General features: G+C 63.5%; 15 protein-coding genes. 10 read left to right on the top strand and 5 right to left on the bottom strand.

The window, feature by feature from the left end; all coding sequences use genetic code 11:
• The first annotated feature begins 95 nt into the window (after positions 1-95).
• Positions 96-857, top strand: a complete 762-nt coding sequence (locus tag GBN72_RS09415; protein WP_151771256.1) for an IclR family transcriptional regulator — start codon at positions 96-98, stop codon at positions 855-857.
• Positions 858-990: 133 nt separating this feature from the next.
• Here the strand turns inward: GBN72_RS09415 and GBN72_RS09410 are convergent, their stop codons facing one another.
• Both GBN72_RS09410 and GBN72_RS09405 read right to left on the bottom strand, forming a co-directional pair.
• Entirely contained in the window at positions 991-2,397 is a 1,407-nt protein-coding gene (locus GBN72_RS09410) for an MFS transporter (protein ID WP_151771255.1), read from the bottom strand.
• Between the two features lie 62 nt (positions 2,398-2,459).
• Positions 2,460-3,236, bottom strand: a complete 777-nt coding sequence (locus tag GBN72_RS09405; protein ID WP_151771254.1) for an SDR family NAD(P)-dependent oxidoreductase — start codon at positions 3,234-3,236, stop codon at positions 2,460-2,462.
• 316 nt (positions 3,237-3,552) lie between these two features.
• On the opposite strand from GBN72_RS09405, the gene GBN72_RS09400 reads away from it, so the two are divergent.
• Positions 3,553-3,954, top strand: a complete 402-nt coding sequence (locus tag GBN72_RS09400) for a hypothetical protein (RefSeq protein ID WP_246212386.1) — start codon at positions 3,553-3,555, stop codon at positions 3,952-3,954.
• Between the two features lie 477 nt (positions 3,955-4,431).
• On the opposite strand, the gene GBN72_RS09395 is transcribed toward GBN72_RS09400, so the two are convergent.
• Positions 4,432-5,088, bottom strand: a complete 657-nt coding sequence (locus GBN72_RS09395) for a hypothetical protein (RefSeq protein WP_151771253.1) — start codon at positions 5,086-5,088, stop codon at positions 4,432-4,434.
• 619 nt (positions 5,089-5,707) lie between these two features.
• Between GBN72_RS09395 and GBN72_RS09390 the strand changes: the two genes are divergently transcribed.
• The 4 genes from GBN72_RS09390 to GBN72_RS09375 all read left to right on the top strand — a co-directional run bounded on the left by GBN72_RS09390 (position 5,708) and on the right by GBN72_RS09375 (position 9,649).
• The gene (locus GBN72_RS09390) at positions 5,708-6,121 is read left to right on the top strand and encodes a hypothetical protein (protein WP_151771252.1); all 414 of its coding nucleotides are present in this window, start codon (positions 5,708-5,710) and stop codon (positions 6,119-6,121) included.
• A complete protein-coding gene (locus tag GBN72_RS09385) occupies positions 6,118-8,367 on the top strand; it encodes a tetratricopeptide repeat protein (protein ID WP_151771251.1) in 2,250 nt (749 codons plus the stop codon). Before GBN72_RS09390 ends, GBN72_RS09385 begins: the two co-directional genes overlap by 4 nt.
• Positions 8,368-8,468: 101 nt before the next feature.
• The gene (locus tag GBN72_RS09380; RefSeq protein ID WP_164540521.1) at positions 8,469-8,777 is read left to right on the top strand and encodes a transposase; all 309 of its coding nucleotides are present in this window, start codon (positions 8,469-8,471) and stop codon (positions 8,775-8,777) included.
• Entirely contained in the window at positions 8,774-9,649 is an 876-nt protein-coding gene (locus GBN72_RS09375) for an IS3 family transposase (protein WP_151771249.1), read from the top strand. Before GBN72_RS09380 ends, GBN72_RS09375 begins: the two co-directional genes overlap by 4 nt.
• A gap of 138 nt (positions 9,650-9,787) precedes the next feature.
• Here GBN72_RS09375 and GBN72_RS09370 read toward each other — a convergent pair whose 3' ends face one another.
• Positions 9,788-10,570, bottom strand: a complete 783-nt coding sequence (locus GBN72_RS09370; RefSeq protein ID WP_151771248.1) for a hypothetical protein — start codon at positions 10,568-10,570, stop codon at positions 9,788-9,790.
• Positions 10,571-11,708: 1,138 nt separating this feature from the next.
• Between GBN72_RS09370 and GBN72_RS09365 the strand changes: the two genes are divergently transcribed.
• The 3 genes from GBN72_RS09365 (at position 11,709) to GBN72_RS09355 (ending at position 15,704) form a co-directional block, all read left to right on the top strand.
• Positions 11,709-12,191 carry a hypothetical protein gene (locus GBN72_RS09365; RefSeq protein ID WP_151771247.1) on the top strand — a complete coding sequence of 161 codons (483 nt, stop codon included), beginning with the start codon at positions 11,709-11,711 and terminating at the stop codon, positions 12,189-12,191.
• A gap of 88 nt (positions 12,192-12,279) precedes the next feature.
• The gene (locus GBN72_RS09360; protein WP_151771246.1) at positions 12,280-15,045 is read left to right on the top strand and encodes an HD domain-containing protein; all 2,766 of its coding nucleotides are present in this window, start codon (positions 12,280-12,282) and stop codon (positions 15,043-15,045) included.
• 206 nt (positions 15,046-15,251) lie between these two features.
• Positions 15,252-15,704, top strand: coding sequence for a hypothetical protein (locus GBN72_RS09355; RefSeq protein WP_151771245.1), 453 nt, complete (start codon positions 15,252-15,254; stop codon positions 15,702-15,704).
• Between the two features lie 36 nt (positions 15,705-15,740).
• Here the strand turns inward: GBN72_RS09355 and GBN72_RS09350 are convergent, their stop codons facing one another.
• Positions 15,741-16,499 (bottom strand): GntR family transcriptional regulator, encoded by a 759-nt coding sequence (locus GBN72_RS09350; protein ID WP_151771244.1) that lies wholly within the window; start codon positions 16,497-16,499, stop codon positions 15,741-15,743.
• Between the two features lie 201 nt (positions 16,500-16,700).
• On the opposite strand from GBN72_RS09350, the gene GBN72_RS09345 reads away from it, so the two are divergent.
• Positions 16,701-17,060, top strand: a complete 360-nt coding sequence (locus GBN72_RS09345; RefSeq protein WP_151771243.1) for an SCO3933 family regulatory protein — start codon at positions 16,701-16,703, stop codon at positions 17,058-17,060.

Below are 17,060 nucleotides of genomic sequence, written 5' to 3'. Positions count from 1 at the left end.
CCGGACAGCCACGTCCGTGTGGCCTCCCCGCTCCCGGGCTCGTGTGACCGTAGTCACCTACTTGCGAACAGTGCAATGAAAGATAGGTTTGTTGCATGGAGCGCAATGAAGGATTTCGCGTGGAGGCGGCGCACCGCGTGCTCGTCCTCGTCAAACTGCTGGGCTCGGCAGGCTCGTTGAGCGTCACGGAGGCCGCCGCCGCCCTCGACGTCAACCCGTCCACCGCCCAGCGGCTGCTGGCCACGATGGTCGGCGACGGGTTCGCCCGGCAGGGCGAGCGCCGCCGCTACCTCCCCGGCCCGGAGATGGCCCGCCCCGCCGCGGCCGCCGCCCCCACCCTGCGCGACCAGGTGCGCCCCTACCTGGAGCAGCTCTTCGAGGCGGTCAACGAGACCGTCCACCTCGCCACCCTGGTCGGCACCGAGATCCACCACGTCGACGGCATCGAGGCCACCGACCACGTCATCCGGTTCGGCCTGCGCACCGGCGTGCGCCTCTCCGCGCACGTCACCTCGGCCGGCAAGGCGATGCTCGCCGGCCTCTCCGACGACGACGTCCAGGCCCGCTACCAGGTGGCCTCCAGCGGGCGCCGCCGACGCCCCCTGGGGGCCGACATGGACCACCTGCGGGAAGCCCTGGACAAGGTGCGCAAGCACCGCATCGCCTCCAACTTCGAGGAGAGCGAGGTCGGCGTGGCCGCGTTCGCCGTCAGCCTCGGCAGCCACGAGGGACAGCACGCCGCCCTCAGCATCGCCCTGCCCGTCATGCGGTGCGGCCGCGCCGACGCCGCCCGCTTCGGCGAGGCCCTCGTCGCCGTCGCCGACCGATACCTCGTCGACCAGGGCCGGGGGCGGTGAGGGGGCGGCCGCACGTTGAGGCGGCCGCACGTTGAGGCGGGGCCGGGCGCGCCGAGGCGGGGTGCGGCGCCCCGTCCTGCGGGCGCCCACCCCGCCTCTCGCGCTTCGTCCTTCGTCCCTGCGGGACTCCTCGTCAGTCGTCGATCCGGCGACCCAGCTGTGCCAGCGGCACCTTGTGGGTCTCACGGGCCGTGGCCACCGCGATCGCGGAGATCACACAGGCCAGCGAGGTGAAGGCGGCCGCCGGCCACCAGGAGTCGCCGGTGGCGGAGGAGACGGACTGGATGATCGTCGGGGAGAACCCGGTCAGGATCATGCCGAGCTGCAGGCCCACGGCCATGCCGCTGACACGGAAGCGGACGTTGAACATCTCGCTGAAGAAGGCCGGGTACACGGCGTTCGTCGCGGCGAACCCGAGCGTGATGCAGAGGAAGAAGCCCAGGTAGATCATCGGCACGTCCGCGTTCCCGACGGCCCAGAAGAACTGCCAGACGGCCACCGCGCCGAACAGGTTGCCGCCGATCAGCACCGGGCGGCGGCCCACCCGGTCGCTCAGCGCGGCGAACAGCGGCTGCGTCACCAGGGCCGTGGCGTACCCGAACACGACCGCCCACAGCATCGTCGAGGAGGACACGCCCACCACGTGCGTCGCGTACGTCAGGCCCCACACCGGCACCACCGAGCTGATGACGATCAGGAAGGCCGAGAACACCACGCGCACCACGTCCGCGGGCTGGTGCTTGAAGACCAGACCGATGGGCGCCTTGGCGACCTTGCCCTGCTCCTTCTGCTCCCGGAACGCCTCCGGGTCCTCCAGGGCGCGGCGGATGACCACGCCCACGATCACGATGACCGCGGAGGCCCAGAACGGCACCCGCCAGCCCCAGGACAACATCTGCTCCTCGGGAAGCGCCGCCACCCCGATGAACGCCAGGGTGGCCAGGATGTAGCCCACCCAGATGCCGTTGATCATCCACGAGCAGTACAGGCCGCGGCGTCCCTCCGGGGCGTGCTCCAGCGTCAGGGACGCCGAGCCGGAGGCCTCACCGCCCACCGACAGGCCCTGGAACAGGCGCAGCGTGATCAACACGGCCGGCGCCCACATGCCGATCGTGGCGTACGAGGGAAGGCAGCCGATGAGGAACGTCGCCACGCCCATCGTGATCAGTGTGATGATCATGATGTCACGGCGCCCGAACCGGTCACCGATGTGGCCGGCCAGGAACCCGCCCAGCGGGCGGGCCACGTACGCCACGCCGTAGGAGCCCAGGCTCAGCAGCAGGCCCATCGCCCCGGCGTCCGGGAAGAACACCTGACTGAACACCAGGGCCGAGGCCGAGGCGTAGATGTACATGTCGTAGTACTCCAGCGCGGAGCCCACGAAACCGGCGGCGGAGGCCTTCTTGCCCTGACTGGGGCCGCCCTTGCCGGGGCCGTCCTTGCCGGGGGTGCCCTCGCCGGGGGCGGAGGCCGCGCCGGGCTCCAGCGGCACCCCGGTCCCGCCCGCGGCGGAGACGGATGACGTGGTCGTCGTTGACATGGTGCGTCGTCCTGTTCGTCGGGAGGTGTGCGCCGTCGCACCCTCGATGTCGGTGGTCCGCGTCAGTAGTCCGCCCGGCCGCCCGAGGCGTCGTACACGAACCCGGTCGTGAACGAGGCCTGGGGCGAGACGATGTAGGCGACCAGGTGCGCGATCTCCTGGACGGTGCCGAAGCGGTGCATCGGGATCAGGGACTTCTGGATCTCCTGGCGTTCCGGCGTCATGCCCTGGATCAGGGGCGTCTCCACGGACGCGGGAGCGACGGCGTTCACCGTCACCCCGGAGGGGGCGTACTCCTTGCCGACGGCCTTGACCATCCCGATCACGCCCGCCTTCGAGGCGGAGTAGGCCGCCATCTGCGGGTTGCCCTCCTTGCCGGCCACCGAGGCGATGTGCACGATCCGCCCGTAGCCGCGCGGCAGCATCAGCTCCAGCGCCGCCCGCGTCACCGTGAAGGCGCCCCCCAGATTGAGGTCCACGATCCGCTCGAACGTCTCCTGCGACGTCTCCACGGTCGGGGCCACCGGCCCGAGAATCCCCGCACAGTTCACGACGATCTCGACCGACCCGAACGCCTCCTCGGCGCCCTTCAGCGCCGACTCCACCGACGCCACGTCCGTGACGTCCACCGCGCCCGTCATGCCCGCCACCTCGTCGTTCCACGAGGCCGACGGCAGGTCCAGGGCCAGCGTCTTGACCCCCTGCGCGCGCAGCGTGTCCACGATCGCGGAACCCATGCCGCTCGAGGCGCCGATGACGACCGCGTGCTGCTCGGCCGGAGCCCCGCCGCCCTTCGGGCCCAGGCCGCCCGGCTCGCGCTGCTGCTGGTCTGCCACCATGGTTGCTCTCCCTGCGTGAACGTCGTCGTCCGCTGTCCGGCGGGGCGCCCCTGCCCTCGCCGTGGTGTGACGGTAGGCACACTTGCGCTGGCAGCAAAGAGTTCGCTCACAAGTTGCACACCACGCAACAAGCCCATGGCGACACCGACAGCGCCAACCCCCTGCCCGCCTCCCTCTCCGGGCGCCCGTCTCCGCCTCCCAGCCGACGCGGACACGGGAAGTACCGTGACCACCCGAGAGCTCCGGTACAGGCCGCTGCCGGGTACCGGACGCACGCCCCCGGCACGCCGGCGGACGCACAGAAGGAGGCGAGCCCGTGGCATCACAAGGCATGGCGGGACCGGTGAGGCCCGGCGAGCTGTTGTCCGAGCCCGAGGTGGCGCTCCTGACCCGCGCGCTCGCCGAGTGGGGCGGCCCTGCGCACTGCAGCCCCCAACTCGCCGTCGGCATGGGCTTCACCGGCACGCAGGACCTGCTCGACCAGTGCCGAAGGCTACGCCAGGCTCTCGGCGACAACACCCCGCTCACCGCGGCGGACTGGGCACGGACACTTCTGGCCACCGAGATCGTCTTCGTCAGCGACCTCGTCGGCTCAGGCGTCGAATGGCCAACAACCACGGGCCGCGACGACGCCGAGACGCTCCAGCTACTCCGAACGATCCAACGCAAACTGGCCCCAACCGTCAGCCCTTACTACGGCAAGCGACCGAGCGAGTAACTCCTCCGCCGCAGGCCAGCGGTTCCGATCTCGCCCCAACGCGTGAGCATCATCCGGGAGCACATCGAAACTCTTCGTACGACGACGGACGCCTGTTCTTCAGCGCGAGCGGGAGAACGGCGTGCTCCTCCACCCGCTACCGAGCTTGGCAGGATGCCGAGATCTCGCGCTTCCGTTGGCCGTTGTTGCCTCACCTCTTTTCCGGCGGCCGTACGACCTCCGACATTCCACGCTCTCGACGTGTGTTCAACGCAGGTGTGGACGCCTTGGATTTGCCGAGCGCGTCGGCAACAGCGCGGAGGGCGTACTGATCCGATACCGAAGCGCCTCGAAGGCCGTCAGGAGGTGGCGAGCCGACGCATCGAGACTTGCCCCGCGCATACCCGTAGGGCCAGGTGACCGTGTCTGTCGTGCTGCCCAGGGATCTTGTCCCATTTGGCGAACTGCCCTACCCGCTTCGATGACCCGGATACGCCTTCAGACCGTCTGGCGTCGCTCTGCGGCGAGTGCGTCCGCGAGGCTGGCGCGTGCGCTGTCGAGTGCAGCGACCATCTGTATCCGGGTCTGTTCGAAGTGGGGATCGACCTCGACGCCGAGGTCATGCCGCAGCACGACGCGCAGCAGGTACACGCCATCGGACAGAGGGCCACTGAACCATGTCCTGGCCCGCTGGTACGCCTTGTCGGTCTGCGGACTGCTCGGCAGCTGTTTCACGGCCGAGTAACCGACTCCGAGCGACCTGTTGAGAGCCGAGGCAATCTGCAGGACATCGTTGGTCAGCGCCATCTGTGCTTGGGAGTACTGCTCGGCCCAGGCTTCCTTGGCACCATCGAGGAGCCCCGGGTCGACTCTTTCCCCGCGTGCTGCGGCTTCGACAGCATCTCTGGCAGCGACTCGGTAAGCACGGGCTGCTGTGTTCAGATGGGCATAGAGGTCCCGCTTGGCCTGGAGTGCCTGCTCGGCGCGTCCTTCCTCTCGTTCACGGTCGGCACGCCGGTTCTGTTCCGCGACTTGCGCCCGGACGGCGCGCTGACTGAGCACTGCTCCGCCAAGGGCTCCACCTAGTACCCCGCCGGCGCTGATGAGGGCGACGGCCAGCGTGTTCACATCCACGAGATCCCCCAGGTCATCCACTCGTTCCGTTCCATCCGTGGGCGGTGATGCAGCACCGCGCTACGGTCCTCGGACCGAGTGCTCGCTCACCCCCCGGGGGACATCATCCAAGACCCGCACGTGAGAATGAAGAGCGGCAAGGCATGCCAGAGGCATGGCGTCACCAGCCGAAACGGGCCCGAACTTGTCCCGGAGGTCCGCAGGACATACGCCTGCTGAGCGCAGCACACCCTGCACATGCAACAAGACCCGGGCCCGCGCCCGGCGTCTCCACTGATCATGGGGTCGCTTTGCAATCCTTGCGAATTGCCCCGGCAGAATTCGTACCTGCGCACACGGCTCCGAAGGGCATGCCCAAGTCCCGGGTTAAACAGCAACTGACCTGCTGGTTCTTCTCCGGGGCAGCTGGCTAGTGGCGATCTCTATCGCATACCTTGCGCAAGCCTCGCCACCGGAGCGGACACGAACCATCGGCCGCGGGCAAGAGTCCGTACGCTCACCGAGTCTGCGGGTCTCGATCAGCGGTCCATCTGCCAGGATGCGTCGAGACGCCGGCAGCTGGCGAGACGTCTCCCGCCACCGGTAACTTTTGGTCTTCCGGTCGAGGGACTGTAGAGCCACCTGAGAGGTTGGGGCCTTGATGGATCCACAGATAGCTGCCCTTGCGGGCACCGCTGGTACAACGATTGTCACGCTCATGGCCACGGATGCCTGGCAGCGCACACGTGATGGAGTCGTAGCTGTCTGGCGGCGGGTGTCCCCAGAGAGGGCCGACAGCGTAGCCGGTGAGCTCAATCAGACGCGCGAGGACCTGTTGGTGGCCCAGAGCGGCGAGGACTCGCAGACAGAGACCGAGCTTCGAGCGGAATGGCAAGGCAGGGTCCGGCGGTTGCTACTTGCTGATCCGAGCATTGCAGAGGAGTTGCGCGCGCTGTTGGACGAACTGGCGCCGCACGATAAATCGAGCGATAGCGTCGTTCAGATGCACGCTAATGCGACGGGAAATGGGCGTGTTTACCAGGCTGGCCGTGACCAGCACATTAAAGAATCATGAGTGATTCCGAAAGGTATGTGTCACTTGACGCGCAAGCCTCGGGGCAGTCGCGAATCTACCAAGCGGGGCGTGACCTTTACGTTAATGAAATCGGTAACCCTGCTGTTCCACCAACGGTTATCCCCCTAAGTCAAACGGGGCGCATGCGCGGCGATTTCGTAGGACGCGACGGAGAAATCGAACGCATTTTTGCTCACCTTCAGCCGCAAGGCGAGGGTGTCAGCGTCAGCAGTGTCCTAGTGCTATCAGGGCTCGGCGGCATTGGGAAGACTGAGCTTGCGACCCGGGCTGCTCGTTTAGCTGTGGATCAGAATCGCTTCCCCGGTGGTGCCGTATCCGTTGACCTTCGTGGTTATGAAGCGCTATCCGATCTTTCTGTGTACCCGCACCAGGTATATTCACCGCTACTCAAAGCGCTGGGGGTCGATGCAATAGATCCCATGCCTGAGAATGTCGGGCCACAGTTCCATGCCGAGCTGGAGAAGCGGGCGGGCGCAAAGCTACCCGTTTTGATCCTTTTGGATAATGCTCGTGATCCGGAGCAAGTTCTTTCGCTCATCCCCGACTCGCACATTCATAGAGTAATCGTAACGTCCCGCAATGCAATCGCACCTCTGATCCCTGGGGCGATTAATGTTCGACTCGATGTGCTCTCCCCCGAAGATGCGGTAAGCCTGATCAAGGTAAAAGCGAGAAGAGAGCTTCCCCTGGCGAGCGGGCTTAGCCTGGCGAAACTCTGCGGCCACTTGCCTTTGGCGCTAAGTGTCGTCGGCGCTATTTTGGCGTCTGACCCGGAATTGAGCGTAGCCGAATTGGTGGGTGAGCTTACTCAGGAAGAGCAGCGACTGGAGGGCCTGGAACACGAAAATGTTGCCGTTCGTGCGGCCTTCGAGCGATCCTATGTTCGACTGAATGAGTTCCATGCAGCTGCATTTAGGTCGCTCGCGCTTGCTCCAGGTACTGATATTTCGGTAGAGGTAACAGCTCGCTTGCTCGACAACCAGGAGCTGAAGGCCAGGCGCGCCCTCCGGCATCTCCTTAACTGTCACCTGGTCGAGGCGGGTCATGGCCCGGGCAGGTGGAGGATGCATGATCTGGTCCGACTCTATGCGACTGAACAGGCCCAGAGGATAGACAGTAAGGAGTTGCGCGACGCTGCTCAGGTGAGAGCCGTATCCTACCTTTCAGATCGGGCTGAGCTTGCGGCTGAATGGACCAATGGGCACCCGCGGAATCAGTCGCCTTATGGATTTTCAGACCGTTCTGCTGCCATGGAGTGGCTCGCTACCGAGGCGTCAAACTTGGTCGCCAGTGCCGAGGTTGCTGCAGAGTTGGAAGCATTCGACAAGAGTGCAGACTTGTCTGCATCGGTTGTGCCGTACTTGATTAATGTAGCTGACTTTTCTTCCTCTCTGTCTGTTCTTTCTATCGGGATAGAGGCTGCGAAAAGAAGCGAAGACCGATCACGCCTCGCTGGTGCTTACAATAATCTCGGTATTACGTACACCTCTATGAGGAAACACCGGGATGCGGTGCGATGGTTTAATAAGTCGGTAGCTACTGCGCGCTCTCTGGGTGATCGTGACGCCGAGGCGAAGGCGCTCATTAACCTAAGCGGTGCATTGAGGGATTTTGTTGGTGTTGAGGCCGGCATGGAACCCTTGGAAAGGGCCATGAGGCTCGGCGGGGGGCGTGGCGAAAGTGAAGGTTTCGGCCTCACTAATGCGGGGATCGCCCTTCGTGAATCGGGCAAATTTCAAGAGGCCGAGAAAGTGCTACGGCAAGCCCTTGCAATCCATGCTCGAAAGGGTGCCAGGAAAGCGGAAGCTTCAACGCTGGCTCAGCTCGGAACGGCGATAATGCAGCGGGCGACGCGGGAGCTCAACCCCGCCCTCCTTCAAGAAGGGGCAAATTACCTGGGCGCAGCGATTGCGGCCTTTCGAGATGTAAGGGATCGTCAGGGGGAAGCGATGTGTTTCCTCAATCTTGGAAACGCATTTTCTTTGGCGGCTAACCTTAAGTCGGCCCTTGAGCATTATCAATCTGCCCTGGAGCTGTCTCGTGAAGCGGGAGATAGTCACGGAGAGGGGATGATCATGGCTGCCATCGGGCTGGCGTTGGTCACGCGTGGGGAAAAGGAGCGCGGGCGGTCTGCTCTAAGAGAGGCTCAGCGTCTTCTTGAGCCCTTCCATGAGCCTGGGCGCAAGCAATTGATCGCCAAGCATCTCCAGGATCATGATGGGTAGGGCGATCGAGCGTGCCCTTGCTCGACGCTTGGCCCGGTGGGCTTGCTTCGGTTTGACGGACATCCGAGATCAGGGGTTGAGCCCCCGGAAGGATGTCCACCATGGAGAGCATGGGGAAGAAGAAGCCACGCCCTCGCCGCTCGTTCACACCCGAGTTCAAGGCCGAGATCGTCGAGCTGTGCCGACGCGGTGACCGCACGATCGGTCAGGTCGCCCGGGACTTTGACCTGACCGAGACCGCGGTACGACTTTGGGTCAGCCAGGCCCAGGTCGACGACGGTGAGAAGGACGGCCTGACCAGCGTCGAACGGGACGAGCTGGCCCTGCTGCGGCGGGAGAACCGCCGACTGCGCGAGGACGTCGAGGTCCTCAAGCGCGCCACGGCTTTCTTCGCGAAGGAGACCCGGTGAACGTGCACCCGTTCATCGAGGCGGAGAAGCACGCAGGTCACAGTGTCAAACGAGCCTGTGAACTGCTCATGGTCTCCCGAGCCGCCTACTACGCCCGCCGCTCCGCCACCCCTCCCTCGCGCCGCAGCCAGGACGCCGAACTCATCGAACGGATCGGCCTCGTCCATGCCGGCTCCCGCGGCGCCTACGGTGCTCCGCGCGTCCACGCCGCCCTGCGGCAGGCGGGCACGTTATGCGGACGGCGCCGGGTCGCCCGGCTCATGCGTGAGGCCGGCCTCACCGGCCGCTGCCGCAGGCCACGCGTCCGCACCACCGTCCCCGACCTCCGGGCCGGCCACCGGCCTGATCTCCTGGACCGTGACTTCGCACCTTCCACCAGGTTGAACACCCGCTGGTGCGGTGACATCACCTACATCGCGACCGCCGAGGGCTGGCTCTACCTGGCCACCGTCATCGACATCGCCTCCCGCAAGGTGGTCGGCTGGGCTACCGCCGACCACCTGCGGACCTCCCGGGTTACCGAGGCCCTCACCGCCGCTTTCCAGACGCGAAAGCCCAGGCCAGGAGTCGTTTTTCACTCGGACAGGGGCTGCCAGTACACCAGCCGGGAACTCGGGGCCGCAGCCGACCGGTTGGGCATACGCCTGTCCGTCGGCCGGACCGGAGTCTGCTGGGACAACGCTCTCGCGGAGTCCTTCTTCGCTACCCTCAAGCGCGAGCTCGTCCCGGCCGACGGCCACGTGTGGTCCAGCAGGACCGCCGCCCGTGCTGCGATCTTCGAGTACGTCGAAGGCTGGTACAACGTCCGCCGCCTGCACAGCAGCCTGGGCTATCGCAGCCCCACCGACTACGAAACCGCCCTCACGGCCTGACCGACACAACCACCGTGTCCGTCAAAGCGGAGCAAGCTCAGGACCCAGTGAGATCGGGTCCCGCTGTCTTGTGATCGACGTACGTGGCCCAGATGCCAGCGAATCGTGTGATCCGGAGACGGGGGCAACCTCCCCACGCTATTTGTCGGGAAGATCTCGAATGTACTTGAGGTGAGGCTGCAACAGCGTCCGCAAGTCTGCACTCTCAACTGCAACTTGGCTCATGAAGGAGGGGAGTGCTTCGACTGTTACCACGTGAATGAACGTGTACGAACCCGGTCTTGAGGACGTTAGCAGTACCCCTCGCTCCACCTGCTCGAGCTGCACGTCTTCTTCTTCTGCGGGAAGAAAGCACCTGATTAGCGGCGTGTCGATGACGACAACGGGGAGATAGAGGACTGCGTGTCCGTGACTTCCGATGTCTCGTGCGGTTTCCTCAGCGGCTGCGGAGACTCCTCGCACAGCGTGAAATGCGGCGTCCTGGTTGTCCGTGTGCGCGCGAGCAAGGTTGAACCCCGTGATCCCATCCGGCGCCCGAAACATGGTCATGTCAGTGACTGGCGACAACATGCGCCGCCCTCTGAGTGTCCTGGCTAACGCCTTCTTGACCAGCGGAGTCGCTGGGGTTGACCGGGCCAGTCCTGTGGGTGTCAGGCCGGGCCGATCCGTGCCGAACAAGACCCAGGGCTTGTCGCGCGAGTGCTTGCACTCGAAGACCACGTGGACGGACAGCTCCTGTCGGGGCCCGTCGAAGTAGCCGAAGAGGTCGATCTCGCGTGTCTTATCCGTGACTGGATCCGTGTAGACCCGTCCATGGTCCCAACCGGCCCCGGCCGCTCCCACGATGCGAGCAACGCGCATCTCCAGTGGGTAGCCCTGGTCCGACAACCACTTCCTCACGCGATCTTCAAGTGATGACATGGTCCTGAAGTATCGCTGGAGTAGGCGGGCCGTGCCCTCATTTTTCTACTGCCTGGGACCCATCCCTGCGCAGGCTTTCCTATCGCAGGTCTATCGCGATCAGCGCGAATCAACGACAAAGAGCGGGACCCAGTGAGACTGGGGCCCGCTCTCTCATGTCGGCATCCGCCCTGGTCAGCACTGTTTTTCGCTGATCCTGGGCGAGTGCCCCCGGCAGGATTTGAACCTGCGCACACGGCTCCGGAGGGCGTGGGATCTCGCGGCTTCCGCGCAGGTCAGGTGCCTGACTGACATACTCCCGCGTCTCTCCGTCCACAGATGGTCCACAGCCAAGTGAGCACCGCTTTAGGAGATCATCCGGACCGACCGACCGGGGAGCAAATCCGCGGACCTGGCCGGGCCACCGCCGACCGCACGATGCTGCCCACGGCTGGGCTCGTTGATGTCACTCGTGGATGTCAGCCTCGTCAGCCGGTGGGCTCCGTCACCGCTTCTTCCGGAGCTTCCGCAGCTTCGCTTCGGCTTCCTTCTTCTTCCTCTGCTGCACCCCGTACGGGGACCACGGCCCCTGATGCTTGGCGCACCGCGAGCTGCCGATGAGCGCCTTGCTCTGGCAGCGTCACCTCGCCCTTCCCCCCTTCGGTCCGGCCCCCGGTCAGGCGCTGGAATGGTTCCAGCGCCCAGGGCGGCGCGGGGAGGCGCAAGCGCCGCGGACGAAAGCACAGCGGCGTGCGGACCCAGATGCAGTACGCCACGGGAAGCCAGGCCGGCCTGCCGCAGGCAGACTTGGGGCCTGAGCGGGTGGGGTCCCTCGTCCGTCGGGCAGCTCCGCCGCACCCGGGTTCTCCGAGGGGTGCCAAGGCTCACATCGTGACGCTTGCGCTTGGCCTTGGCGCCCCTCGGAGGTTCCGGGTACGCCCGCAGGGTGACCGGCCGGCGAGGGACCCTGCCCGCGACCCACCAGAACAACACCGCAAGCTTGCGGCCACCCCCCTCAGAGGGAGGGCCGGGGTCTGGGGCGGAGCCCCACCAGACAGACGATCAGACGCCGCCGATGTCGGAAGTGTTGCCAAGGCTGGGACCGCCACCAAGCGATCAGATTATAGTGCTCGGCAAGAGTGATCGAGGTGGGGCGCATATGGCATCGGATGCGGGTAGTCGAACAGACGATGAAACGCGACACGATTTCGCGCTAGAGCGATATCGGTACATTCTCCAGCAGATTCACGCGGTAAACGAAAACACGTATCGCTTCCTAGGGATCTACCAGACCCTCGCAACGGCGATTGTTGCTGCGACCCTCGCCTTGTTCGTAGGGTACCGTAAGTGGGAAATATCACCCGACGTGGCTCGCGGTGGCGTTATCGGATTGCTGATTTTGGCGACCGTAGTGGCAGCTTATACTGCAGTGCTGGTAATTGTGGGTTCGTTGACTTGGCTTGACTATCGCAACGAGGAATGCGACATCACCGACGAAATGGTGCGTCAAGGATTCCGCGAACGCCCACAGGCGAAGAATTTCTTCCGATGGTACGAGACCTACATCCTCCTGTTCATTCTGACTTCAGTGGTCATGATGTGGCTACTTGCCGGGATATTCGTTATCCCGGCGATGAAATGATCAGCATCGTCGATACGCAGGTTCTCGCCCTACGCGGCCAGCAGCATTTTGTCCGAAGTCTGGAATAGATTGGTGGGCTGTAGTCAGCATGAAGAGCATGATGCAACCTGAAGATTCCGCACGCCCAGCACTTTGGCGCAGCGCCTTCGGTCGAGATGTCTTCACCGGCGACTCCCAAGCGCGAGATAGGCTAAGAAGAGCTTTTCTTGACATGGAGGAAAGGGCTGGAGTGCTTGCGAATGAGATCGCTGGCGACATGCCGGAATTTACGCAGCATGACATAAGCCATTGCTTCTCTCTATGGGAGATAGCGAATCACATTGCTGGGCCAGAACATGCTCTGAACCCTGCGGAAGCCTACGTTTTGGGCGGCGCGATACTGGTCCACGATCTGGCAATGAGCAGAGCCGCCCACCAACTATCAGGAAAAAGTCTCCGGGATCGCCGGGAGTGGCCTGATGCGCTGGCCAGCGAAATTAGAAGACAGCTAGGCCGGCCTCCGCACCCTTTGGAACTAGCGTCACCGCCAGAAGAACTCGCACTCAAGGCTGATAAGCAACTGTTGCGCTTGCTGCATGCAGAAATTGCAGAAGATCTCCCGTTGGCATCTTGGGCGTCCATGGGCAGGAGTACGGAATATCTCATCACGGACCCTGAAATTAGACAAGCCTACGGTCGACTTATCGGCCTGGTGGCCGCGAGCCATCACTGGAATTCAGACGAAATAACAAAGAGGCTTTCTACACCAGTTGGGGCTCCTGGCTTCGCTCCGATCGATTGGCGCGTCGACACACTCGTTCTAGCTTCTCTTCTCCGGACAGCTGACGCAGCGCATCTCGACTCAACGCGAGCACCTAGCATGCTTTCGGCTGTACGAGATCTACCCCCACTTTCCAGTGATCATTGGCTATTTCAGACCCGGATACAGCGCCCCTACCTGAAAAATGGGCGACTTGTTTTTACGGCGCCAGATGGATTCTCCTCGCAAGAAATGTCAGCCTGGTGGCTCGCCTACGAAACGTTGGCGATGGTTGACGAGGAACTGCGCAACACTGACAGCATTCTTGCCGACAATGGGCGCGCGACACTCTCTGCGAGAGGCGTTGCCAATGTCGAATCACCGAGGGCTTTCAGCGTCGTAGCGCCATGCCGTGATTGGGAGCCCGTCGAGGCAAAAATCAAAGTTGATGACGTGGCTGGACTGGTGAGGCGCCTTGGTGGGAGTGAGCTCTACGGAGAGAATTGGCTCGTCGGTCTAAGAGAAATAGTTACGAACGCGTGTGATGCCGTAAAAGCGCGAGAAGCGCTGGCCGACTATCGTGGCGGCCGGCCTTTTGCCGGAAGAGTTACTGTATGGCTTGAGGATAGGGAAGGTGAAAAGTGGCTGGCATGCAATGACAATGGAATAGGGATGACGCCCGCTATCTTGGGTGGTAAGTTGCTCGACTTCGGTAATACGTCTTGGCTGAGTTCAGATGTGGTGCGCGAGAACCCCGGTCTTCTAGCGAGCAGATTTGAACCCTCAGGACGGTTCGGTATTGGATTCTTCTCTGTCTTCATGATGGGGCGCAGTGTTCAAGTCACGTCACGTCCTGTTTCTGCAGGGCCAGCAGATACATGGATACTTGAATTCAGTGACGGGGTAGAGCATCGACCGATTCTTCGCAGGGCCTCGGGTGATGAACAGCTTGAGGAGCCCGGAACGACCATCAAGGTCCGCTTGGATGCTGGCCTCTGCGGCTCGCCTTCCACCGAGGAAGATCCGGTGTTCCTGCGGGCGAAGATTGACAGGATGTCTTGGAAAGTCGAAGAATGGAATACCCTTAGTATTTTGCTGCGGTACTTGATGCCAGCTTCTGAGGTTGATATTTGGTCAAGTGATGGCATTGGGATTCGGCAGGTAGCGTGCACGATTTCTGCTCAGGAGTGGATATCGATGGACGGAGTCAAGTTGATGCGTCGAATGCTCGCCCTTCCTGAGAATGGACTGGACGATGAGGAGCAGCCCACCCCCCCAATGCGCGACGAGGAAGACGATGACGACTTCTGGGATGGGGTGGAATTTGCTGAAGAGATCGCGGTTCACGTAGGAGATCGTCTCCGGGTTGTTCATGATGCGCTTGGAAGGCCTGCTGGCAGAATTACAATATGCGACCCCCAGATGTTGGAATTCGACTACGTGTATCCCACGGCATCAATAGTCACAGCAGGTCCCGCCCATACGGGGACGAGTATGCAGAACGTGGCTGGAATTCTGCTTGGTAGGCCACATGGGGCCGCTCGGGAATTCGCTGTACCCATCGCCAGCACTTCATCTATGGCTGAATGGATCGATGTGGAAATGGCAAGGATCGCAGACGTTCCAATTAGGAGTGAAGATGGTTGGGCTGTGGCATTTGCAGAAATGTCGTGGACCCTCGATAGAGACGCTCGACACCTTCCCTGTTGGCGCACCAAAACGGGATGGATTGATTATTCCGAACTCGTGAAATGGCTAGCTACTAGATCAGAATTCTTGGTCGTTGATCCATACGCGTTCCGAATCGAACTCGGTATGGAAGATTTTGTGGCAGATCCCAATGAAAATGTCCTATCGTTCGCCATGAGTCGCTATTTCTATGTCTCGGGTGGTGCGACGACTTTCAATTGGCCAACGAACGAGAAGTTCGGATCGCGCCAAGCGCTCACCCATATGTTTGGTGTGGCGGTAGAGGAAGCTTGGGGTGTCAACCGTGATGACACGTACAGGTGCTTCAGACGTTCTCGGGTAAGGCGTGTGGAGGTGGGCAGGTTCCAAGACAGGCCGCTCATGGCGGCGGCCCATCTCTTTAAGCGTCCGGATCTCCACGAGTGAGCGCGGAGATCGAGTCCACGCAATGCCGGGACGTTCGGGCAACGGTGCGGGCGTCGGCCGGGCTGGAGCGGGGCGGAGACAGGAGCGCAGGCCCGGACGGCGGCCGGGCCGCGCGGGGAGCGGAGCGAGCCGCCTTGATGGAGTAGGGAAAGTCTGTCCCCGCTTCGACAGACCCTGCAGGGGGCGGTCCCCAGTAGTCTGCGTGGGTGACTGACAGCTGGGACGAAGCACGGTTGATAGCCGACGGGTTCGAGCGCGTGCACGTCGAGTTGGAGTGGTACGACGGGCCACGCTTCGGACTCGCCGATGTGGAGAGCGAGCCCCACTACTTCCAGGCCTGCAGTTACGACCGTACCGACGAACCTGGCGAGTACGTTGTCTGGCCGGCAAGTGACGCCGTGGCGGCGTTGGAGCGCGAGCAATGGGCGCTATTTGTCGAATGGAACGCGCGCTACGAGGCTGGGCTGACGGGGCCGGAGACGCACCCGGGCAGCGGTGGCATGGACGCCCGTTACGACGAGTTGGACGAGGCCCTGGCGTCCTGGCGCCGGGAGCCCAGCGGAGCTAGGCGGCTTGTAGGCGAGATGCGGTTCGACGACAACGACCGCTACCGGGTCGAAGGCCTTGATTACTGGTTCCGCTGGCGCCCCAGCAATTGACCTTGCGCCGCCTCTTCTCCTACCGCTTCGCACAGTTCAGGCGTCGAAGTCGTACTCAAGGATGTAGGCCGCGGAGTCGAGGGTCATGCGGTTGAACTCGACGGGGTGGCCTTCCTCGGCGAACGCGGTACGGGTGATGAGGATGACCGGGGTGCCCATGGAGAGGTTGAGGCGCTCGGCCTCTGCGGCCAGGGGCATCCGGGACCGGAGCTCTTCGCGGAAGTGGACCGGCTTGTGGCCGAGTTCGGCCAGGCGGGCGTAGGTGCCGCCGGGGCCGGTGTCCTCCTGGGTGATGGCGGAGCCGGCGACGATGGTCGCGGGAAGGTAGGAGCGGGCCAGGAGGACGGGCTTGCCGTCCAGGACGAAGCGACGGCTGCGAACGCAGACCGGCGAGCCGGGCTCTACGTCCAAGGCGAGGGCGATGTCCTCCGCGGCTTCTTCCTCGGTGACCTCCAGCTGGTCGACGGTGAGGTCGCGGTTCTCGGTCTCCGTGGACCAGATCGACTTGCCTGATCCCCACTGCCGCTCGGACAGTCGCTGGATGCCGCGGCGCCGGATCGGGTGAAAGCTGCGGACGAATACGCCGGCGCCCTTGCGGGCCTCGGCGATGCCCTCGCTCTGCAGGACGCCGAGCGCCTGGCGGGCGGTCATCCGGGCCACGTCGTAGGTGGCCATGATGTCGTTCTCGCCGGGGAGTCGATCACCAGGAACGTACTGACCAGCGCGGATGTCCTCCTTCAGTTCATCCGCGATGCGCTGGTACTTGGGCCGGCGGTCAGCCCGCTCGTTGGTCATCGAATGCTCCTTCGCTTCTCTAGACACCTTACGGGCAGCTGCCGCACACATGGCAACCGATGTTGATCGGTTCCCCCGCCACGCCTTCGCCAACATCTCTAGAGAGCTGATTGACAGGTGGAGTCGACGCCGCTTCACTAGAAACATCTCTAGAGATGCTGCCGGTAGGGTGGCATCGCTCATCAGTGGAGGAGTGCGCCCATGCGCCAGATCCCTGTCGACACGTCCGCGGCGACCGTGATGGTCGCCAAAGCTCCTGAGATCAAGCTCCGTGACCGGCGGACCGGTGAGATCGCCGTCGACGCCGACGGTGTGAAGCTGATGACCGTGGACGTGATGTTCGCGGCGTTCGGCGAGGTGGAGATCCTGACCGTGGCGGTCCCCGAGACGGGGATCTCCGGTGACCTGGTGATGGGGACCCCGGTGGCGCTGACGCAGTTGGTGGCGCGGCCGTGGGAGTCGGAGTTCAACGGTCGGCAGCGGCACGGGATCGCTTTTCGGGCGGTGGCGGTGACGTCGCTGGTGGCCGGTGGTGCGGTGCCGAGGCCGGAAGCCGCGTGA

It is taken from the genome of Streptomyces abyssomicinicus (genome assembly GCF_008974245.1).
Lineage (GTDB): Bacteria > Actinomycetota > Actinomycetes > Streptomycetales > Streptomycetaceae > Streptomyces > Streptomyces abyssomicinicus.
Note: the sequence above shows the minus strand (reverse complement) of the source record. Positions and strands in the feature narration are given on the sequence as shown.